Annotated in this window: 22 protein-coding genes; 10 read left to right on the top strand and 12 right to left on the bottom strand. The window is 53.2% G+C overall.

Annotated features, from left to right (window positions below; all coding sequences use genetic code 11):
* Nucleotides 1–9: 9 nt before the first annotated feature.
* From astE to ves, 3 genes are all read left to right on the top strand, one after another.
* Nucleotides 10–975, top strand: a complete 966-nt coding sequence (gene astE / locus DK872_RS01145; RefSeq protein ID WP_007374617.1) for a succinylglutamate desuccinylase — start codon at nucleotides 10–12, stop codon at nucleotides 973–975.
* 316 nt (nucleotides 976–1,291) lie between these two features.
* On the top strand, nucleotides 1,292–1,774 hold the full coding sequence (gene spy, locus DK872_RS01140; protein WP_007374618.1) for an ATP-independent periplasmic protein-refolding chaperone Spy: 483 nt from the start codon (nucleotides 1,292–1,294) through the stop codon (nucleotides 1,772–1,774).
* Nucleotides 1,775–2,074: 300 nt separating this feature from the next.
* Entirely contained in the window at nucleotides 2,075–2,632 is a 558-nt protein-coding gene (ves, locus tag DK872_RS01135) for an environmental stress-induced protein Ves (RefSeq protein WP_007374620.1), read from the top strand.
* Here ves and cho read toward each other — a convergent pair.
* Together cho and nadE are read right to left on the bottom strand one after the other, a co-directional pair.
* Nucleotides 2,629–3,492: an excinuclease Cho gene (cho, locus tag DK872_RS01130; RefSeq protein WP_007374621.1), complete on the bottom strand. Its 864-nt coding sequence runs from the start codon at nucleotides 3,490–3,492 to the stop codon at nucleotides 2,629–2,631. The genes ves and cho overlap by 4 nt on opposite strands.
* 193 nt (nucleotides 3,493–3,685) lie before the next feature.
* Nucleotides 3,686–4,513, bottom strand: a complete 828-nt coding sequence (nadE, locus tag DK872_RS01125) for an ammonia-dependent NAD(+) synthetase (RefSeq protein ID WP_007374623.1) — start codon at nucleotides 4,511–4,513, stop codon at nucleotides 3,686–3,688.
* 255 nt (nucleotides 4,514–4,768) lie between these two features.
* Between nadE and osmE the strand changes: the two genes are divergently transcribed.
* On the top strand, nucleotides 4,769–5,107 hold the full coding sequence (gene osmE, locus DK872_RS01120) for an osmotically-inducible lipoprotein OsmE (protein WP_007374624.1): 339 nt from the start codon (nucleotides 4,769–4,771) through the stop codon (nucleotides 5,105–5,107).
* Between the two features lie 53 nt (nucleotides 5,108–5,160).
* Here the strand turns inward: osmE and katE are convergent, their stop codons facing one another.
* Nucleotides 5,161–7,413, bottom strand: a complete 2,253-nt coding sequence (katE, locus tag DK872_RS01115; RefSeq protein WP_161517930.1) for a catalase HPII — start codon at nucleotides 7,411–7,413, stop codon at nucleotides 5,161–5,163.
* Nucleotides 7,414–7,615: 202 nt separating this feature from the next.
* On the opposite strand from katE, the gene cedA reads away from it, so the two are divergent.
* Nucleotides 7,616–7,873 carry a cell division activator CedA gene (gene cedA / locus DK872_RS01110; protein ID WP_071532056.1) on the top strand — a complete coding sequence of 86 codons (258 nt, stop codon included), beginning with the start codon at nucleotides 7,616–7,618 and terminating at the stop codon, nucleotides 7,871–7,873.
* Between the two features lie 8 nt (nucleotides 7,874–7,881).
* Here the strand turns inward: cedA and DK872_RS01105 are convergent, their stop codons facing one another.
* Complete coding sequence (locus tag DK872_RS01105) at nucleotides 7,882–8,799, bottom strand: LysR family transcriptional regulator (RefSeq protein WP_079518032.1); 918 nt, start codon at nucleotides 8,797–8,799, stop codon at nucleotides 7,882–7,884.
* A 99-nt stretch (nucleotides 8,800–8,898) separates the two neighbouring features.
* Between DK872_RS01105 and DK872_RS01100 the strand changes: the two genes are divergently transcribed.
* Nucleotides 8,899–9,744, top strand: coding sequence for a type 1 glutamine amidotransferase domain-containing protein (locus DK872_RS01100; protein ID WP_161517925.1), 846 nt, complete (start codon nucleotides 8,899–8,901; stop codon nucleotides 9,742–9,744).
* Between the two features lie 44 nt (nucleotides 9,745–9,788).
* Here the strand turns inward: DK872_RS01100 and DK872_RS01095 are convergent, their stop codons facing one another.
* From DK872_RS01095 to hxpB, 4 genes are all read right to left on the bottom strand, one after another.
* The gene (locus tag DK872_RS01095; protein WP_035886115.1) at nucleotides 9,789–11,180 is read right to left on the bottom strand and encodes an L-cystine transporter; all 1,392 of its coding nucleotides are present in this window, start codon (nucleotides 11,178–11,180) and stop codon (nucleotides 9,789–9,791) included.
* Between the two features lie 130 nt (nucleotides 11,181–11,310).
* The gene (locus DK872_RS01090) at nucleotides 11,311–11,901 is read right to left on the bottom strand and encodes a metal-dependent hydrolase (protein ID WP_007374630.1); all 591 of its coding nucleotides are present in this window, start codon (nucleotides 11,899–11,901) and stop codon (nucleotides 11,311–11,313) included.
* Nucleotides 11,902–11,998: 97 nt separating this feature from the next.
* Complete coding sequence (gene kduD / locus DK872_RS01085) at nucleotides 11,999–12,760, bottom strand: 2-dehydro-3-deoxy-D-gluconate 5-dehydrogenase KduD (protein WP_161517922.1); 762 nt, start codon at nucleotides 12,758–12,760, stop codon at nucleotides 11,999–12,001.
* A gap of 147 nt (nucleotides 12,761–12,907) precedes the next feature.
* Entirely contained in the window at nucleotides 12,908–13,576 is a 669-nt protein-coding gene (gene hxpB, locus DK872_RS01080; protein ID WP_072440572.1) for a hexitol phosphatase HxpB, read from the bottom strand.
* Between the two features lie 147 nt (nucleotides 13,577–13,723).
* Here hxpB and DK872_RS01075 point away from each other — a divergent pair, with 147 nt between their 5' ends.
* Complete coding sequence (locus DK872_RS01075; protein ID WP_007374633.1) at nucleotides 13,724–14,260, top strand: YniB family protein; 537 nt, start codon at nucleotides 13,724–13,726, stop codon at nucleotides 14,258–14,260.
* 45 nt (nucleotides 14,261–14,305) lie between these two features.
* Here DK872_RS01075 and DK872_RS01070 read toward each other — a convergent pair whose 3' ends face one another.
* The 3 genes from DK872_RS01070 to pfkB all read right to left on the bottom strand — a co-directional run bounded on the left by DK872_RS01070 (nucleotide 14,306) and on the right by pfkB (nucleotide 16,559).
* Nucleotides 14,306–15,166: a fructosamine kinase family protein gene (locus tag DK872_RS01070; RefSeq protein ID WP_007374634.1), complete on the bottom strand. Its 861-nt coding sequence runs from the start codon at nucleotides 15,164–15,166 to the stop codon at nucleotides 14,306–14,308.
* A 105-nt stretch (nucleotides 15,167–15,271) separates the two neighbouring features.
* The gene (ghoS, locus tag DK872_RS01065; RefSeq protein WP_161517920.1) at nucleotides 15,272–15,562 is read right to left on the bottom strand and encodes a type V toxin-antitoxin system endoribonuclease antitoxin GhoS; all 291 of its coding nucleotides are present in this window, start codon (nucleotides 15,560–15,562) and stop codon (nucleotides 15,272–15,274) included.
* 64 nt (nucleotides 15,563–15,626) lie between these two features.
* A complete protein-coding gene (gene pfkB, locus DK872_RS01060) occupies nucleotides 15,627–16,559 on the bottom strand; it encodes a 6-phosphofructokinase II (protein ID WP_079518027.1) in 933 nt (310 codons plus the stop codon).
* Nucleotides 16,560–16,851: 292 nt separating this feature from the next.
* Here pfkB and DK872_RS01055 point away from each other — a divergent pair, with 292 nt between their 5' ends.
* Nucleotides 16,852–17,607, top strand: a complete 756-nt coding sequence (locus tag DK872_RS01055; RefSeq protein WP_007374637.1) for a YdiY family protein — start codon at nucleotides 16,852–16,854, stop codon at nucleotides 17,605–17,607.
* Between the two features lie 259 nt (nucleotides 17,608–17,866).
* A complete protein-coding gene (locus DK872_RS01050) occupies nucleotides 17,867–18,082 on the top strand; it encodes a hypothetical protein (RefSeq protein ID WP_035886409.1) in 216 nt (71 codons plus the stop codon).
* Between the two features lie 162 nt (nucleotides 18,083–18,244).
* Here DK872_RS01050 and DK872_RS01045 read toward each other — a convergent pair whose 3' ends face one another.
* On the bottom strand, nucleotides 18,245–19,690 hold the full coding sequence (locus tag DK872_RS01045) for a flagellin (RefSeq protein ID WP_161517913.1): 1,446 nt from the start codon (nucleotides 19,688–19,690) through the stop codon (nucleotides 18,245–18,247).
* 206 nt (nucleotides 19,691–19,896) lie between these two features.
* On the opposite strand from DK872_RS01045, the gene fumD reads away from it, so the two are divergent.
* Nucleotides 19,897–20,109, top strand: a complete 213-nt coding sequence (fumD, locus tag DK872_RS01040; protein WP_035886110.1) for a fumarate hydratase FumD — start codon at nucleotides 19,897–19,899, stop codon at nucleotides 20,107–20,109.
* Nucleotides 20,110–20,496: the final 387 nt, after the last annotated feature.

Below are 20,496 nucleotides of genomic sequence, written 5' to 3'. Positions count from 1 at the left end.
GGAGGTTGTATGGATAACTTTCTTGCCACCACGTTATCGGGTGACATCCCGCGTAAAATGTCAGGGGAGTCGGGCGGTATTCACTGGTTGTGGCATGAGCAAGGGATCCTTGAACTGGTGCCGCCGCACCCTACCGGGCGTTCGCTGGTGCTCTCCTGCGCCATTCATGGCAATGAAACCGCGCCGGTGGAGATGCTGGACATCCTGCTGAAAAATATGTTTTCCGGCACGCAGCCGCTTACCTGGCGGTTGTTGGTCATCCTTGGCAACCCGCAGGCGCTGAGGGAAGGAAAGCGTTTTCTGCATAGCGATTTGAACCGCATGTTTGATGGACGCTGGCAACAACTCCCGCCCAGCGATGAAACGGTGCGTGCCGCGCAGCTTGAACGTGCGGTCACCCACTTTTTTGCCGGTGGCGATGAGGAGCGCTGGCACCTCGATCTGCATACGGCGATTCGCGGATCGCATCATGTGCGTTTCGGCGTGCTGCCGCAGCGTGCGCAGCCGTGGGATGAACTGTTTCTGGAGTGGCTGGGCTCTGCAGGGCTGGAAGCGCTGGTGTTCCATCAGGCGCCGGGCGGCACGTTTACCCACTTCACGTGCGCGCAATTTGAGGCGCTGGCCTGTACGCTGGAGCTGGGTAAAGCGCTGCCGTTTGGCGAGAACGATCTCAGCCAGTTTCAGCGTACCGCATGGGCGCTGGCAGCATTGCTGGCCGGTGAACCTGCGCCGGACAAGCAGAGTACGCCGGTACGTTACCGGGTTGTGCAGCAACTGACGCGACACAGTGAGGCGTTCAAACTGTATATGTCAGCAGAAACGCTGAACTTTACGCCTTTCAGCGCCGGGACGCTGCTGGCGGAAGATCGCGGTGAACGCTACGTTGTGCAACATGATGAAGAGTATGTGCTATTTCCGAATCCTGGTGTTGCTGTAGGTTTGCGCGCCGGATTAATGCTGGAAAAAATAAACTAATACCTCGGCCCTGTTACCACAGGGCTTATTTTTTTTGGTGGCTTTTTAAATAAATTACGGAAAAATCCTGGTTGCTGGGTTTATTATTAATCAGTGTTACTTTATACTCTTCATAATTCCTTATTAATCAATGTATTGATTATTTAATTTTCAACTCTCCACTGTTTATCCTTATTTCCCTCACATTTGACGTAAAAAGAGTATTTACACTTTCATTGTTTTACTGTCGCTCTGATTAATTGACGATAAAGACGGTAAAGTAAATAGCGTCAACACGGCAATCGCCGTAAGTAAAACCGAAGTAAGGAATAAAATTATGCGTAAATTGACTGCTCTGTTTGTTGCCTCTACCTTGGCTTTTGGCGCTGCTGGCCTGGCGCACGCCGACGATACAACGGCTGCACCTGCTGACGGTAAGCCGATGATGATGCACCACAAGGGTAAAGGTCCGCACGATATGATGTTCAGAGACCTGAATCTGACCGATGCACAGAAACAGCAGATCCACGAAATTATGAAAAGCCAGCGTGATGAGATGAAACGTCCGCGGGTTGAAGAGATGCGTGCAATGCATGACATCATCACCAGCGACAGCTTCGACAAAGCGAAAGCGGAAGCACAGATCGCGAAAATGGAAGAACAGCATAAAGCTGGCATGCTGAGACATATGGAAACGCAGAACAAAATTTACAACATCCTGACGCCGGAGCAGAAAAAGCAGTTCAATGCGAATTTTGAGAAGCGTCTGACAGAACGTCCGGCAGCGGAAGGTAAAATGCCTCCTGCACCTGCTGAGTAATTCAGCACCCCCTATCAAGACCGCCGGTTTTGCCCATTGCATGCAGTACGTGATGGGCAGAATCGGCGGTTTTTCTTTCCTTCCCTCTTGCCAGCCGCCCGTGGCACGGTATTCTCGTGAAGCCCCTCTTCTCGGGTGCGTTACTTATCTGAAATTTATATTTTTTTACATGTCTGGTTACGCTGTGGCCTAAGGCAAATTGTTGCTGCTGCCGATAATCCGACAACGACAATAAACAATAACAAGCTGCCTGCTGAAGCAGCGGCGCGGATTGCATAACCGCGCCCTTCAGGAGTGATGATGGAATTCTTTGATATTCGCAAAATGCCGGTGAATCTCTGGCGTAATGGTGCGGGCGAGACCCGGGAGATTTGCTGTTTTCCGCCCGCCACTCGCGATTTTAACTGGCGCGCCAGTATTGCTTCACTGGCAAGTAACGGTGAATTTCCTCAGTTCCCCGGCGTCGATCGGGTGATAACCCTGCTGGAAGGCGGTGAAGTGACGCTGGATGGCGGTAGCGTTTTCCGCCACACCCTGAAACACCATCAGCCTTTTACCTTTGCCGGTGAACAGTCTGTGAAAGTGGAGCTGTCGGAAGGGAAAATGTCGATGGATTTCAATATCCTGACGCGCCGTGACCGTTGCCAGGCAAAAGTGCGCATTGCCGATCGCACGTTTACCACCTTCGGGACGCGTGGCGGCGTGGTGTTTATTCTTAGTGGCGCGTGGCAACTGGGAGATAAACTGTTAACCGCCGATCAGGGCGCTTGCTGGCAGGAAGGGCGGCACACGCTGCGGTTGTTGAAGCCAGAAGGGCAGTTGCTGTTCAGTGAAATCAGCTGGCTGCCCGGGCATTAATCCAGATCGATGATTTCATGCTCGCCGCTGAGCAAAGGTTTACAGAGTATTTTGTAACCATCATGGTCGAAACCGGCTGGCGTGCGTAGCAACGCGGTGGCCTCACTCAGCGTGTTAACCGAACCCAGCCACAGCCAGTTGTGAATGACGTGGTATTGCGTCATCGCGCCGAAACTCTCTTTCAATCCGACCGGCCCTTGCCAGGGCCAGCATACCAGCTTCATACGCGCCATCGCCGCCGCGAAACGCGCATCGTGCGCTTCGCGCGGTTCTCTGCCGCAGCATGCTCCGGCGCAGCGTTGCAGCGCTGAGCGGAAGCAGGGACGACCTCGCGTGACCGACTCCAGCCCCAGCAGACCGTAACAGAGCTTTTCGTCATCGGCGATGGATTGCAGCGCCTGTAACGCGGCGCGGCGGTTGGCGAACAGCCCGTGGAGCTCCGGCGTGGCGGAAAAATCCACTTCGCGCGCATAGACCACCTGCGGTTTCTCGCCGCCGAGCAGTAGCGAGCAGAGCTGGCGATTGCGGCGCAGGCGTTTATTAAACAGCGGCTGCTGCTCTTTGATCAGCCGGGCTTCCAGCAGCAACGCGCCCAACTCTCCGGCGGTGCAGATCCAGCTGATACGCCTGGACTGGCGCAGCATTGAGGCTTCATCCGGGGTGCGCATATGTGACAGCACCCGGCTGCGGATATTGACGCTTTTGCCGATATACAGCGGCATCGCCTCGCTTTCGCCATGAAAAATATAGACGCCAGGGTGCTTTGGCATGGCCTCCAGCCACTGGCGCAAATGTTCGGGGTATTCATAAATTGCCGCTGCGTCAAATTCGAGACGCGGGGCGGATTGACGCCTTGCCACTCAGAAACTCCTGATACTGTTTACCCATCCAGTATAACAACTAACGACAGGCTAAAAAAGTGGCAAACAGGCGATGATGTGGGCAGGCCGGGAAAGCCGCGACAATATCAGGGAGCAGGGGATGGACACAGAGGGCGCGACGCTTATCAGGCCCGGCGGGCAGGCCTGATAAGATCATGATGAATTTCAGAAATTATTTTTTCCAGAAGTCATCGAAAACGGTGATCGGCGGGCGGCGTTTGTGTTCGGTTTTCAGATACCAGCCTTCGATGATTTTGGCGATACCGGCATCCAGCGTTTTGCCTTCCAGATAATCATCGATATTTTCGTAGGTAACACCCAGCGCAGCTTCATCAGGCAGCGATGGGCGATCGTCTTCCAGATCCGCCGTTGGCGCTTTCTTGTAGAGATGTTCCGGGCAGCCCAGATACGCCAACAGTTGTTTCCCCTGACGTTTATTCAGACGGAAAATTGGGTTGATGTCGGTGCCGCCATCGCCATATTTGGTGAAGAAGCCGGTTACCGCTTCAGCAGCGTGATCGGTGCCGACCACCACGCCTTTGGTCATGCCAGCGATACTGTACTGTGCTTTCATACGTTCACGGGCCTTCTCGTTGCCGCGAACAAAATCGCTCAGCTCGATGCCAGCATCACGCAGCGCCTGTTCGCTCGCCAGCACTGCGCCTTTGATGTTCACGGTCAATACGCGATCCGGCTGGATAAAACCAATGGCATCCTGGCAATCTTGCTCGTCTGCCTGCGCGCCGTAAGGCAGACGCACCGCGATAAACTGATACGCTTCATCGCCGGTTTCCGCGCGCAGTTCGCTGATAGCCAACTGGCTGATTTTGCCGGTCAGCGTGGAATCCTGGCCGCCGCTGATGCCGAGCACCAGCGATTTAATAAAGGGAAACGTCTTCAGATAGGTTTTCAGAAAATCCACGCTGCGGCGAACTTCTTCTTCGGCGTTGATGCTCGGCTTCACGCCCAGCGCCTGAATAATCTCTTGTTGCAGAGTCATTTACCCCTCCGTTATGTAATCCTGCCTGGCAGGTTGCAAATAGCTAATATAGAGCCAAATTAACCCTTTGGCGGTAAAACGACAAGGATCACAGATCTGAGTGGCGCAATTTGCTGCGTTTTAGCAGCTTATGTCACTTTCATTAGATTTTTCCGAAAGATATGCCATCGGTAACCCATAGTTGAAAAATGCACTTTTATATTCCAGGCTTAGATAACACGCTGATACACAAGCGGATACTAAAGAGGATGGAATATGAATAAGAACATCGCAGGAATTCTGGGCACCGCCGCTGTACTGACCATGCTGGCAGGGTGTACTGCCTACGATCGCGCAAAAGATCAGGTCACGCAGCCGGTTGTGAAAGATGTGAAAAAAGGCATGAGCCGCCAGCAGGTGATGCAGATTGCAGGTCGTCCTTCTTCTGAAGTCACCATGATTCATGCGCGCGGTACCTGCCAGACCTATATTCTGGGTCAACGTGACGGTAAAACCGAAACTTACTTTGTGGCACTTGATGAAACTGGCCACGTGATGAATTCCGGTTATCAAACTTGCGCCGAGTACGATACCGACCCGCAAACTAAGCAGTAATTTATTTTTGCCTGAGCATTAAAAAAACCGGCCTGATGGCCGGTTTTTTTATCTTATGCCGGTATGCTTTCAATCTTGCCGATTCGCGACCACACCCGGTGCGCGGCAAGGTGGGTGAGGAAATCATCCACCAGTATCGATGAGGCTGAGTCGGCTTCCACAATACCGTCTTCCCCCTGCGCATCGACGCCCAGCAGCGCTTTGAACTGACGCGCATCACCCAGCAGCGCAATGGTTTTCAGATGCTTATACGCCTCCAGCAGGTAGTATTTCGCATCCCCATTTTGTAAAAGCTCGCTCACGTCGCCACCGGGGACGATCACACCGTCCACTGTCAGCGAAGGTGATCCGGCAAATGTTGCCGCCACCGGCAGGCTGGAGCCGTCATCAGCGGTCACTTCACCCATGCGGGCATACAGCAGTTTGCTGTGCACGCCTTTTGCCTGAAGCCCTTGCAGCACGTTCAGTACATCGGCAGCGCTGACGTTATCATGCAGCAGGATAGCTACTACCCGGCCTTTGACGCTGCCGTCCGGAACTGCATACAGGCTTAGCGCCGGATCTTTTTTCAGGCCGTTAACGTCCGGTGGCGGAGCGATATTGCACTGTTCATCGCTGAGCGTAATCCCGAGGTTTTCGGCAACGCCCTGCGCCAGATGAACGTCGATATGCGCCAGTTGATCAACAACGCGTTCGCGAATATAGGCGCGCGCCACTTTACTGAGCTCAAAGCTGAATGCATCGATGATATGGCGCTGCTCAAAAGGCGTCTGGCTAAGCCAGAAAAGCCGTGGATGGGCATAATACTCGGCAAAAGAGGCGCTGCGCTCGCGGATTTTATGGCCTTCAACACGCTCCTGATACGTTTCAAACCCGCCGCGTTTCGGGCCCGGCGGTGTTTCCCGCGGCCAGTTATCGTTGATCGAGTTCGGTTCATAATTGGCCGGGTTGGTATCAATATCCATGCGGTGCATGCCGTCGCGCTGGAAATTGTGATACGGGCAGGTAGGGCGATTAATCGGGATTTCATGGAAGTTTGGCCCGCCGAGACGGCTGATTTGTGTATCCGTGTAGGAGAACAGACGCCCCTGCAAGAGGGGGTCATTGGTGAAGTCCAGTCCCGGAACGATATGCCCCGGATGGAACGCGGCCTGCTCGTTTTCGGTAAAGAAATTATCCGGGTTCCGGTTGAGCACCATCTTGCCCACGCGTTGCACTGGCACCAGTTCTTCCGGGATCAGTTTGGTCGGATCCAGCAGGTCAAAATCAAATTTGAACTCGTCTTCTTCAGGGATCAGTTGCAGCCCCAGTTCATATTCCGGGTAGTCGCCCGCTTCAATGGCTTCCCACAACTCGCGACGATGGAAGTCCGGATCGCGTCCGGTCAGTTTTTGCGCCTCATCCCACACCAGAGACGCCTTGCCCGCCAGTGGTTTCCAGTGGAAGCGCACAAAGGTCGCTTTGCCTTCGGCGTTAATCAGCCGGAAGGTATGAATGCCGAAGCCTTCCATGGTGCGATAGCTGCGCGGAATGCCGCGATCCGACATCGCCCACATCACGTTGTGCAGCGTCTCCGGTTGCAAAGAGACGTAATCCCAGAAGGTGTCATGGGCGCTTTGCCCCTGCGGGATTGCCCAGTGCGGTTCCGGTTTTACGGCATGAACAAAATCCGGGAATTTATGCGCATCCTGAATAAAAAAGATCGGCGTGTTGTTGCCCACCAGATCAAAAATGCCCTCTTCGGTATAAAACTTGGTGGCAAAACCACGGATGTCGCGCACGGTATCTGCCGAACCGGCACCGCCCTGCACTGTGGAGAAGCGGACAAAAACCGGCGTGATTTTCTCTGGATCGGAGAGGAAATCGGCTTTGGTGATATCGCTCAGGCTGCGATAGGGCTGAAAATAGCCGTGCGCCGCTGAACCACGCGCGTGCACGATCCGTTCCGGAATGCGTTCATGGTCAAAATGGGTAATCTTCTCCCGCAGAATGAAATCTTCCAGCAGAGTGGGGCCACGGGTTCCGGCGCGCAGGGAGTTTTGATCGTCGGCGATGCGCACCCCTTGATTGGTGGTAAGTGGAAAATTCTCACTGCCCTTACGGAAAGGCTCAAGCGCGTTCAGTTTGTCGTTGGACGTATCCGGCGCTTTCAGGCTCCCCGGCGCGGTTGGCTGTTCACCAGGCGCAGTGGGCTTCGGGGAAGGGCGGTGAGAATTGTCTTCTGGCGCGAGGGAATCCAGCCCGGGGCGGGATTCGTTGGCATCATGTACCGGGGCATGTTGGGGGGCTTTTTTCTGTTGCGACATTGAACTCGTCTCCTGTTTTCATTACTGAAAAATGGTCGTTGTTATGGCAAAACCCCTCTAACTATAGAACATTGTCCTGTTGCTGCCCGCCAGCCCGGCAGATGGCGGTTCGATGAAAAAGCGGAGAAAAGTGCGCCAGAGGCGACGGGCGGGGTAACAATCGGCTATGATAGGTCTTTCATGTCTGTAGATTTTGTCTTTAGTGAATGCATCGCTTATGAAAACTCTTCGCCAACAAAACCGAGTCGTTATCAGCTATGTCCCGCGGGTTGAACCCGCTCCGCCCGATCATGCCGAAAAAGTGGACGGGTATCGCGATGTCTGGCTGCTGCGCGGTAAATATGTCGCTTTCGTGCTGATGGGGGAAAATTTTCACCGTTCACCGGTTTTCAGCGTCCCTGAAGCGGCCCAACGCTGGGCGACGCAGATGCGCCAGCAGGACGAACTCGACGAAGAGTAATTCTGGCGCTACGGCTGGCGGAGCGCGGCGACAAGATAATCAGCAAACGCCCTGACTCTGGCTGAAAGATGCCGGTTTTGCGGGTAAAGAAGATAGAACGGACGCGAACGGCCAGCCATCTCCTGCATCACTTCTTCCAGCCGTCCTTCCGCCACTGCCTGTGCCGCCACAAAATGGTAGATCTGAAAGAGTCCGCCGCCCGCCATCGCCCAGCCCACACCCGCCAGCACATCTTCGTGGACCCTGCGGCGACTGGTGAAACTGAAATCCTGGTTTTCACCCTGCGCGTTGCGGAAAATCCACGCCACCGGGCGGCCCGTGCTGGGTAAAATAAACTGGATTAAATCGTGCTGGCGCAGGGCATCCAGCGTCTGCGGGCGCGTGTGATTTGCCAGATACGCTGGCGATGCAAAGACGCCGACGCTGGCATCTTCCAGCTTGCGTGCCACGACGCGGGAGTCTTTCGGTTCTCCCATCCGAATGGCCAGATCGTAGCCGTCCTCAATAAAATCTATATTGCGGTTCGAAATGTTAAGTTCGACCTCGATATCCGGGTATGCCGCCATAAACGCCGGTAGCAACGGTACGATGCGGTGATGCCCGTACACCGTTCCGACGCTGACCCGCAGTACGCCTTGCGGGCGGCGCTGTTGTCCGGTTAGTGCGCGTTCTGCTTCGGCAATCTGATCCAGCGCCTGCTGGCACTGAGCGCGATACAATTCGCCATCGCTGGTCAATTTTACGCTGCGGGTGGTGCGATTAAACAACCTGACGCCAAGCCGTGTTTCCAGCCGACCAATCGTCCGGCTAACCGAGGCTGGCGTGATCCCCAGTGCTTCTGCCGCCGCAGTGAAACTGCCGCTCTCCGCTGCTTTGCAGAAAAGCTCAATACTGCCCAGTTGTACCGACTCGAATGACCGTGACATTTATTCTCTGGTGTAATCAATAAAGTTCTTTCAGGTTAATTTATTTACAGGAAGTGAACCAGTACATTTCTCGCACTGTTAACCTATCGGGAACCAACCATGAAAAAACTGCTACAGGGTTTGCTTGCTGTTATTGCGCTGGCTACCAGCGTGACCACCTATGCCGCATCGAAAGGCAATGTACTGGTGCTGCTCTCCAGCGAGACCGCGCTGCCGCTGCAAGAGGGGAAAAGTTATGCTTCCGGCTTTTACCTTAATGAATTTGGTGTGCCCGCCGATGCGTTGCTCAAGGCCGGATATTCGCTGACGATTGTCACCCCCAAAGGCAATAAGCCGCTACCGGATGAGCACTCGATCGACCCGATGTATTTCGCTAATAACCCGCAAGAAATGCAGCGCATTAAGAGCGTTGTGGACACACTGACTGCCGAAGGTAACGTTAAATCGCTTAAACAGGTTCTGGCGCAGGGAACGGAGAGTTATGCGGGGATCTTTATTCCTGGCGGGCACGCCCCATTGATCGATCTGCCGGGGAATGCGGATGTTGGTGCGCTGCTGCGTCAGTTCCACCGCAGCGGTAAACCGACGGCGGCTATCTGTCATGGGCCGATTGCACTGCTGGCGGCGCAGGAGCAGCCGCAGACGTTTGAGCAGGGGCTGATTGCGGGCGCGCCAGCGGCGGCGAAAAACTGGATTTATGCGGGCTATAAGATGACGATTTTTTCCGATGCCGAAGAACAGGCCTTTGAAATGTCGTTGAAAGGGGCTAAGTTGCGTTATTACCCGGCGCAGGCGATGGCGCAAGCAGGAGGCAAGATGGCATTTGCCAACGCCTGGCAGGCCAATGTCGTGACGGACCGGGAGCTGATTACCGGGCAAAACCCTTTCTCGGATCATGCGCTGGCAAAAACGTTGATTGCTGCGCTGGATAGCAAAAAGCGATGAGATATAAAAAAGGCGGGGAGATTCCCCGCCTTGTCGTCTTTGGCTTAACGATGCGCCAGTTCGGCGTCGTCTTCGCTCTCCAGAATAGCTTTGTCGGTTTGCTTCAGCCACTGGCTGGTCAGCGTCCCGGCGGTCATGGAACCACTCACATTCAGCGCGGTACGACCCATATCAATCAGCGGTTCAACGGAGATCAGCAGCGCAACCAGCGTGACCGGCAGGCCCATGGCTGGCAGTACAATCAGCGCGGCAAATGTTGCGCCGCCGCCGACACCCGCGACACCGGCGGAGCTGACGGTGACAATCCCGACCAGCGTGGCAATCCACAACGGATCCAGCGGGTTAATGCCGACGGTGGGCGCCACCATGACAGCCAGCATTGCCGGATAGAGACCCGCACAGCCATTCTGACCAATCGTTGCACCGAAAGAGGCCGAGAAGCTGGCGATCGATTCCGGCACGCCCAGACGGCGGGTTTGTGCTTCGACGTTCAGCGGAATTGACGCCGCGCTGGAACGGCTGGTAAAGGCAAAGGTCAGCACCGGCCATACTTTGCGGAAGAATTTCAGCGGGCTGACGCCGTTAACGCCCAGCAGCAGGCCGTGCACGACAAACATAATGCCGAGGCCAAGATAGGAGGCGATAACAAAGCTGCCCAGTTTGATGATGTCCTGAATGTTGGAGCCCGCCACGACTTTGGTCATCAGCGCCAGTACACCATACGGCGTAAGCTGCATCACCAGACGCACCAGTTTCATCACCCAGCTTTGCAGCGTGTCGATAGCGGTCAGCACGCGCTGGCCTTTCGGTGCGTCATCTTTCAGCAATTTCAGCGCGGCGACGCCGAGGAAAGCGGCAAAAATTACGATGCTGATGATCGAGGTCGGATTCGCGCCGGTCAGATCGGCAAACGGGTTTTTCGGCACGAAAGAGAGCAGCAGTTGCGGTACGGTCAGATCGGCCACTTTACCGACATAATTGCTCTGGATGGCATTCAGACGCGCCGTTTCCGCTGTTCCCTGCACCAGTCCTTCGGCGGTCAGGCCAAACAGGTTAGTCACCAGCACCCCGACCAGTGCGGCAATCAGCGTAGTAAACAGCAGTGTGCCGATGGTTAAGAAGCTGATTTTACCCAACTGGGAGGCGTTATGCAGGCGCGCGACGGCGCTTAAAATAGAGGCGAATACCAGCGGCATTACGATCATTTGCAGCAGTTGAACATAGCCGTTTCCAACCACGTTAAACCACTGGATAGAGGCTTTCAGTACCGGGCTGTCAGCACCATAGATAGCCTGTAGCGCCAGGCCGAAGACCACGCCAAGCCCTAAGCCGACCAGCACTTTTTTGGCCAGGCTCCACTGTTTGTGGCGGGCCTGCGCCAGCAAAAACAGCAATGCCACGAACACAACGACGTTCGCGATTAATGGAAGATTCATCCCCGTTCTCCTGATTTCATTATTCGGTCAACCTTGCCGGTTAATCCAGTGGCGCAAGGTTAGCAGAAGTGCCGGGGTGGCCTTATATCCAAATGGAATGTTTTATGCAAAAAGCAGGGGAATTGCTGGTTTAATGGCCGGATTGTGGATGAATAAAGCGATTAAACTGATTTTGCAGCGAGTTTATCATCTGTGATGACCAGCGAACTGCACCGCTTTCGGGCAACGATTGCGGCATCCACACCGCCCAGGTGAACAGCGCCATACATAATACGCGCTCCAGTTGATTGCCTTTTTGCGGCACCAGGATCGGCAGGCGAAAGCGCCAGCGACAAGGCCATAACAGCGGCACGCCCGCAGGCGTCAGCATATCTGCAAGGATATGGCTCAAATAGCCCACCACCATTCCCTGCAATGCATCCGCAGGGACAATCCAGCTTTCCGGGACTTTTAGCGTAAACAGGGCGAGTGAGAGAAAAACCGCCAGCAGGCTGTGCGTAAAGCCCCGATGACCGAAGGCTCGCGCCACCGGTTTTGATATCCACTTCAGACGCTGGCCGAGGAAGGATTTCGGGTGATCGATGTCCGGTAACAGGCAGGTAAGAATGGCCGACGGAACAATATGCCACCAGTCACCCTGAGCAAGGACAGGTGTTAACTCGGCATTTTTGGCAAACACCGCGCAGGCAATGGAGAAAAGCAGGTGTCCTTCCGCCGTCATGATCAAACTCACTAAACTGTCGATGCATACAGTATAGGATGTTTATACAGTAGGCGGAAGAGGTGACGTTGTAACTCTTTGTCACAATCCTGTCAGATTAGCGCGCCAGCCAGCCGCCATCGACGGCAAGGGTGAAGCCATTGATGTAATCGGATGCCTGTGAAGCGAGAAACACCGCTGCGCCTTTCAAATCTTCGGGCTCGCCCCAGCGCCCGGCGGGAATGCGATCGAGTATCTCCTGGCTGCGTTCGGCATCTTCCCGCAGTTGCTGGGTATTATTGGTCGCCATATAGCCTGGCGCGATGGCGTTGACGTTAATCTGGTGCGGCGCCCACTCATTGGCCAACAGTCGGGTCAGCCCCATCACGCCGCTTTTCGACGCAGTATAAGAAGGCACGCGGATGCCGCCCTGGAAAGAGAGCATCGAGGCAATATTAATAATTTTGCCGCCGTTGCCCTGGGCGATAAATTGCCTCGCAACGGCCTGCGACAGAAAGAAGACCGTTTTCAGGTTCAGGTTCATGACGTCATCCCAGTCCTGCTCGCTGAAATCGAGGGCGTCGCAGCGTCGAATGGCGCCAGCGTTATTCACCAGAATATCTACCCGGCCCATCTGGTTCACCGTCTGATTAACAATGTCATCAAGCCCGTGCTGATGGCGCAGATCCGCCTGCACAGAAACAAAACGACGCCCGAGAGTCTGAACGCGTTCGGCCGTGTCGAGTGGAATTTTTCGGCCCACGCCGACAATATCGCAGCCCGCCTCCGCAAGCCCTAACGTCATTCCTTGACCCAGACCGGTATCGCACCCGGTCACAATGGCCACTCTACCTGCAAGCTTAAAGGCATCCAGTATCATGTTCTCTCCGGCGTAATCATTATTGTTGTAACAGGGCATCAGCGCCTGAAGATCAGAATAGAAGGTGGGCAAGAAAAATACAAATAAAATGAAATGATGTTTCAAAAATAAAATTAAGGGGCAACAAAAGCGGCTGCCCCGGTGGAATTAGCCGATAAGATGGGCAAGCGTGAGCTGTTCGAGGCTGGTGAGCTTAACGTTAGCCAGCACATAACGCGGATCGGCGCGGTGTTCTTCATCCGGTACCACAATCGAGCGCATCCGCGCTGCTTTGCTGGCGATCATGCCATTGACGGAATCTTCCAGCGCCACACAGGTCAGCGGATCAATGCCCAGTTTGGCGGCACAATCCAGGTACACCTGCGGGTGCGGTTTGCTGTAGGGGAGGTTTTCTGCCGAGGCCAGCGCATCAAAGCTGTCGCGCAGTTCAAACATTGCCAGCACTTTTTCCAGCATATGCAGCGGCGATGCGGAGGCCAGCCCGACCAGCAGGCCGTTGGCTTTACACAACGCAATGGCTTCGCGCACGCCAGGCAGTAGCGGGCGTTTCTCTTCAACCAGCGAAATTGCGCGCTGAATAATGCGTTCGGTCACTTCTTTGCGATCCGGGCCATTCCACGGTTGCTGCGCGTACCAGAGTTCCACCACCATATCGATGCGCAGACCGAGGGTATCGGGCAATTCATTACGTCGGTTAATGTCCACGCCCAGGCTTGCCACAACCTCCAGTTCGGCGCGATCCCAGAGTGGCTCGGAGTCGATAAGCAATCCATCCATATCAAAAATGGCAGCAAGAATTTGACGCGGAGCTGTCATAAAACCTCTCTTTTTTATGGCATGTCGCCGGGGAATAAACGGTAAGTATGGTTAAACGTTCATCATACCGACTTTAAAGATCAGGCGAAAATGATTATCAGCAGGTAGACTAAGGCGGAAACAGTGCGTCACTTACAAGGGGAATCCATGACGTATCAACAAGCTGGACGCATCGCTATTCTGAAACGCGTTCTGGGTTGGGTGATTTTTATTCCGACCGTAATTTCGACAGTCATTTCTGTACTGAAATTTATGTATGACCACAGTGAAAAACAGCCAGGCATTAACGCCGTGATGCTGGATTTTGCGCATGTCATGATTGAGATGATGCGTTTTAATACGCCTTTTCTTAACCTTTTCTGGTACAACTCGCCGACGCCCGACTTCCACCAGAGCCTGAACATTGTGTTCTGGCTTATCTACGCGCTGATCTTTGTTGGTCTGGCGTTGCAGGCCTCCGGCGCGCGCATGAGCCGCCAGGCGCGTTTTCTGCGAGAAGGGGTGGAAAACCAGATGATTCTTGAACAAGCCAAAGGGCCGGAAGGGTTGTCTCGCGAGCAGATCGAAGCGCGCATCGTCGTGCCGCACCACACCATTCTGCTGCAAATTTTCCCACTTTATGTGTTGCCAGTGATTGTGATTATCGCAGGCTACTTCTTCTTTTCACTGCTGGGCTTTCTGTAAGCGGTAACAAGCCCGAAAGCGATAATGCTCCCGGGCTTGTCTGTTCTACGCTGCCAATACGCGATCGAGCGCTTTTTGTGCGTTCAGCAGATGTTCGCCACCAAAAAGAATGGCCCGGTTGAAAAGCGTATAAAGCTGGTAGATCGGCTGACGTTCGGGGAAATCGAGGGGCAACGGTGAGACTGACTGGTAGCCGTCGTAAATCTGCGGCGGCTGATCCGGATGCAGCGGCAGCATCGCCAGATCGCACTCACGATCGCCCCAGTAACAGGCCGGATCGTAAATATAAGGACCGTCTGGCCCCAGCGCGCAGTTATCGGACCACAGATCGCCATGCAGTAATGACGGCTGCGGCTGGTGAGAGCTAAGGCGCTGCTGGACATGCTCGACAATGGCGTCGATATTGCCGAACTCCATGCCTTTTTCCGCCGCCAGCTCCAGTTGCCAGCCAATACGCTGTTCGGCAAAAAACGTTGACCAGCGGCGCTGCCAGGCGTTGGGCTGCGGCGTGGTGGAAAGATCGTTATCAAAATCGAGGCCAAACTGCGGTTGATCGCTCCACTGGTGCAGACGCGCCAGTTGCTGACCGAGCAGAAACGCGTTGTGCGCATCCAGCGGGCGGGCAGGGAGATACTCCATGACCAGAAAGCTGTAATCGCGATCGCTACCCACCGCCCATACCGTCGGCACCTTTACCGTATTACTGCGCGCCAACAGCGCGAGCTGATCGGCTTCGGCGGTAAAAATAGGCAACAGTTCACGTTCATCGCATTTTACGAAAAGATCGCGACCCGCGTAACGGACATGCCATGCAGCATGGATTTCGCCGCCTGGCAGCTCATCCCGCTGCTCAATCTCGCCACTTCCCAGTTGTTCGCGTAACAGACCACTTATCGCTTGCCACATGATGTCTCTCCCATGTAATCAGCCAGATCATAAGGTTAGCGCACTAAAGCTGTGAAAAAATACGACGTAACGCACACCTGCGGGACAGGCGGTGCGCCATGGCACTTAATGCTCTTTTTGCTGCCATGCCTCCCAGGTGCTGATGGTGATATCAGCCTCTTCAGCCACCGCGGCGGTGGCTAATCCACGGGCGAGTTCAAGTACTTCCTGTTCACTGAGCGCACTGATGAGCCCGAAGGTATTGGTGCCCAGATCGTGAACATTGCCATCTTCATCGGTCATCGTGAGCAGGAAACCTGCACGTGTAAAGTGGTTATTTAGCTCGTTGATTTCGGCCAGGCTTTGCTCATGAAATTTCACCACTACCACGTAGCGCGTGATGCTGTCGCTGCTCATATATCACCTCGTTGTAATCCTGAAGGTTTTTTTAGCATAGTCGTCAGGCGCTATTTGTCGATTCTCAGGCATTGCGCAAATAGTCGTAGATCTTTTGCGTGTCGGCCAGCGCACACAGGCGAGTACCATGGTTGATCGTGGCGGCGCTCCCGGCAGCAACACCGTAACGGACCATATCGTCCAGCGGCGCGTCGTGCGCCAGTTTTAGCGTCATCGCACCCACCATACTGTCGCCAGCGCCTACCGTACTCTGGCTTTTCATCGGCGGCGGCACGACCTGCACACACTGGTTCGCATCGACGGCCAGCGCACCCTGAGGGCCCAGCGATACGACAACGCGCAGCGCTTTACCGCTATCAACAATCTCCTGTGCGGCTTTGCGCACATCATCCGGCTGGGTCAACTCCCGGCCCACCAGCGCGCTCAGCTCTTTCTGATTCGGTTTGACCAGTTCGATGTTGCCGATAGCCAGCGCAGCGCTAAGGGCTTCGCCGGAACTGTCAACGATGCAGCGCAGCCCATGCTGCTGTGCGGTTTTAATGAGTTGTGTCAGTTTCCCGATGGTAATACCTGGCGGCAGACTGCCGCTCACCACCAGCAATGCGCCTGGCTCAATGGTGAGCACTTTTTCTTCGATCTGGCGAAATTCATCTTCACTGAGGCTGGCGCCCGGCATGACAAAGCGGTACTGCTCGCCGCTGGATTCAACGTGAACATGCAGGTTCTGCCGTGTCCAGTCGTTGGCGTCGACGCTAATGGTTGGCACGTTTTCATCCGCTAACAGCGCAGTCAGGTGTTCGCCGGTTGCGCCACCGGCCGGAAAAATCGCTGTGGCTTTACCACCAAGGTGGGTAATGGCTCTTGCGACATTAATGCCGCCGCCGCCGGGCTCAAAAACAGGTGAAGTGCAGCGCAGTTTCCCTTCCGGATAAATCTGCGGCGTTAATGTTGCGCTGTCCAGTGAAGGTGCCAGCGTCAAAGTATAAATCGCGACCATGATGACCTCCTTTTTCTTCGGTTGCAGTAAGCCTGGCACTGAATCCAGCGGAGGGAAAGGAAATAACAGCCTGATTTAAATATGATATCGATTAACCTGGCTTAGAGGATTAATAACCATTTTGTAGTTTTTGAGATCTCTCTTATTCAAAAATTCCAATAATATTTCATTGATATGTTTAAGCGGCCTTTTTATAATTTGTTACCTTTCTTTGGAACGTTAGTCGTTGATCCTGATGAAAGTTTCCGGGACCGTGATGGTCTCTTTTTTTTGCTGTTCGGACTCTAAAAAAATGAAGCTTTTGAAGACAGTACCCGCGTTTGCACTGGTCGCGGGCGTATTTGCGGCAATGAATGCTGCCGCAGATGATACCGTTTTTACTGTCATGGATGACCCATCCACCGCGAAACACCCGTTTGAAGGTAGCGTGAACGGCGGCTATCTGGCGCAGTCCGGCAACACAAAGAGCTCCTCTTTGACTGCCGATTCCACCCTGACCTGGTACGGCAATACCACGGCCTGGTCTCTGTGGGGCAACGCCAGTAATACCTCATCGAACGATGTTCGTTCGTCTGAGAAATACGCCGTTGGCGGCCGTAGTCGTTATAACCTGACGGATTATGACTATATTTTCGGCCAGGCCAGTTGGTTGACCGATCGCTATAACGGTTATCAGGATCGTGATGTATTTACCGCCGGTTATGGTCGTCAGTTCCTGAATGGCCCGGTTCATAGCCTGCGCTTTGAATTCGGTCCTGGTGTACGTTACGACAAGTACACCGATGACAACACCAAAACCACCGCGCTGGGTTATGCATCCGGTACTTATACCTGGCAAGTGACTGACACCACCAAATTCACGCAGGGTGTGTCTGTGTTTGGCGCGGATGACACCACAGTGAACTCAGAAACAGCGCTGGAAGTGGCTATCAATGCCCATTTCGCGTTGAAAGTAGGTTATTACCTGACCTGGAACTCCCAGCCGCCTTCAACTGCGCCGGATCATACCGATCGCAGAACGACGGTTACGTTAGGTTATAAAATGTAATACGCCGGGCCGGAAATTCCGGCCCACTGTTTTTGTTTATTTGTGCTATTTTATCGCGCCTTATATTCAGTTTTATTTAAGTAAATTCCTCTCTCCATATTGTCTTCATAATTAATTACCTGGACACATATTCAGTTTATTTGACACGAATGGATAAATAAATTGACTGGGCAAAAGTGTGATCCAGATCTACACTGGTTTTACGGGCGGAAAAACGGCCCAGCAAATAATGTTCGTATTACAGAAAGAGAACTTAATTATGAAAACAATCAAAACTGCCGCAGTTGCCGTGGTGCTTTCTGCACTCTCTTTTGGCGTCTTCGCGGCTCAGCCTGTTACTTCAGCCAGCCAGAGCAACACGAATATCACTAACATTGAAGCAGGCTCCAATATGGTGCCGGTCGCACAATCTACTCACGGAACCAACGATCAGGCGTTTGATGCGCATACGCTGGTTGCTGGTGAATGGAATTAAGTAGATTCTTAGTTAATTCATTAACTTTGAAAAACCGGAGAGTGTAGTACCGGTTTTTTTAATTATCCCCTAATGTAAAATTAGCGCTCTGTATTTTATTAAACATTGACGAAAACTGACGGTGATATTTAAAGAACTACAGGTGTTAAATAGGTTGTCTGTTTAACTCCGCAACAAAGATAAAATATTTTCTGCCGATTGATTTGCCACTTTGAGTACGGCATCCTGCCCCTGTTGTAATATTTGTGCTTTCACCATCTTGCTGATTTCCAGTGCATAATCTGCGTCTTCAATGCGGCTTTTTGCCGCCTGTGTGGCCATATTTTGTTGCGCCAGCACTGATTTTGACGATTCAAAGCGATTAATGAACGCACCGTACTGAGAACGATAGCGACTGACTTTCTCCAGCGCGCTATCGAGTGTTCCCATCGCATCACCAGCGGTCGCCATCGAACGAATATCGGTATTCAGTAACCCCAACGATTTCAGATCGGCCGGCGTGGTCGGCATCGTAACGGCACCCACCTCGCCATCAAAATTTGCACTGGTGACCACCTCCCAGGGAAAACTCTGCTTTGGCGGTTCGGCGGGCGTGATTTTTGGCGTGGGCAGGGTGCCCCAGTTCAGGTTACTGGTAAACGAGCCGCTACCGACAATCATCACCACCAAATCTTCCGTAACGTTATCTATTTTGATTCGTTCCAGCCGGTTGGAACCATTACTGCCGTCGTTGTAGGCTTTGCCGGATTCGTAGCGATCGCCATCACCGCTGTATCGGATGGTCATGCCGTCGTAATTAAGCGTTGCGCTGCCATTCAGCACCCAACTGGAACCTCCTTCTATCAATAATGAATCATCATAGATTGCACCTGCCTCAAAACCGTTGGCCTCGGTCAGTACGCGGCTGGTCGCTTTTGCCGGGGTGGTAATACCGCGGCTTTTCCAGGTGTAATCCGGATCGGTACCGGCGATCGGCGTACCGGCAAGGTGCTTGCCATCGCGCGTGAAGAGCTGAATGTCATCGTCAAGTCCCAATGAATCAATAGTGAGGGTGATATCCTTCGCCCCCGCGGGAATATACGCCAGAGAAACAATTCCCGAGCTGAATGTGTAATTCGTTCCTGCAACGGGAAATTTCGTGTCCAGCGGCGGAACATTACCGATTAACTCTGGCGGCAGATCCGGGGTGTCGGTGGCCAGTGGGTAGCGACCAAAAATCTCTGTGTTTTCTGAAAGATACTGAATATTTTCAAGAATTTCTTGATATTCAGCATGCAAACTTTCCCGGTCACTTACCGACAACGTACTGTTACCGGACTGGATGGCCAGGCTTTTCGCTCGGATCAACAATTCACCGACGGTACCCAGGCTGTCTTCGGCGGTTTGCGCCATACTCATGGCATCGTCAAGCCCGCGTGAAATCACGGTATCCGAATTAACATTGGCGCGCATGCGGTTAACAATCGCCTGGCCTGCAGCGTCGTCTTTCGCACCGTTGATGCGCAATCCAGACGATAATCGTGCAATAGATTCCTGTAATGCTGATGCCGTTTTCTGGCGGGTGGACAGATTGAGACCGACCATTTCATTGTAATTAATCGTCTGCATCGCTGAGCTAACTTATCCGTGCTTCTAATGAATCATTCATCGGCAGTGGAGGCAGGTAACTTTAAGGTAAATTTATAAGTCAGTTTAATATATGTGCATCCGATTGAAAGTGAAGGAAGTTGTCTGCAGGAGGTTACAAAGGGAGTGTTTATCCCTATCCTGATGCCGATTAAGCGAGGCAAAAAACCACAACAACCGGAGGAACAATGGGGAATTCCAAAGATGAGGCATTATACGAGGAGATGTGCCGGGTGGTGGGGAAGGTAGTGCTCGAGATGCGCGATCTGGGACAGGAGCCAAAGCATGTTGTCATTGCTGGCGTGGTCAGAACGATGCTGGCAAATAAGCGAGTTACGCGTTCTGCATTAACGCAGGAAGCAATGGAAACAGTGATTCGCGCCTTGGGGTATCAATCCTGATAAATAATGAAGAAAGGCACGCTTGCGCGTGCCTTTTGTGAGTGCGAGTTTGTCCTTCAAAGCAGCCTGGCGCCGTCAGCGCCGCTTTTTATGACGACCCGGTAAGCTTCTTGCTGATTTCATGCTGCGGTGCTTATAAAACGAAAAAATAATGATCGCAAGGAGCGCGATAATGATAACGGGATAAACGATTGCCATGCTTTATCATTGAGTTAGATGTTAATGGGAAGCCAACTAGACTGCCAGTGGTACTGTTGTGTCAAGGTGGCCACTAAAAATCAGATTAAACGCATGCTATGCGATTAATTTTGAAACATTTTTTCACAATAACAATCATCACTGCCGGTTATGGATATCCTGTTTTCAGACGTGCGGAGCTGCCACGCT

It is taken from the genome of Kosakonia sp. MH5 (genome assembly GCF_009935945.1).
In the GTDB taxonomy this organism is placed as follows: Bacteria; Pseudomonadota; Gammaproteobacteria; order Enterobacterales; family Enterobacteriaceae; genus Kosakonia; species Kosakonia radicincitans.
This window is presented reverse-complemented; position numbering and strand designations above follow the sequence as displayed.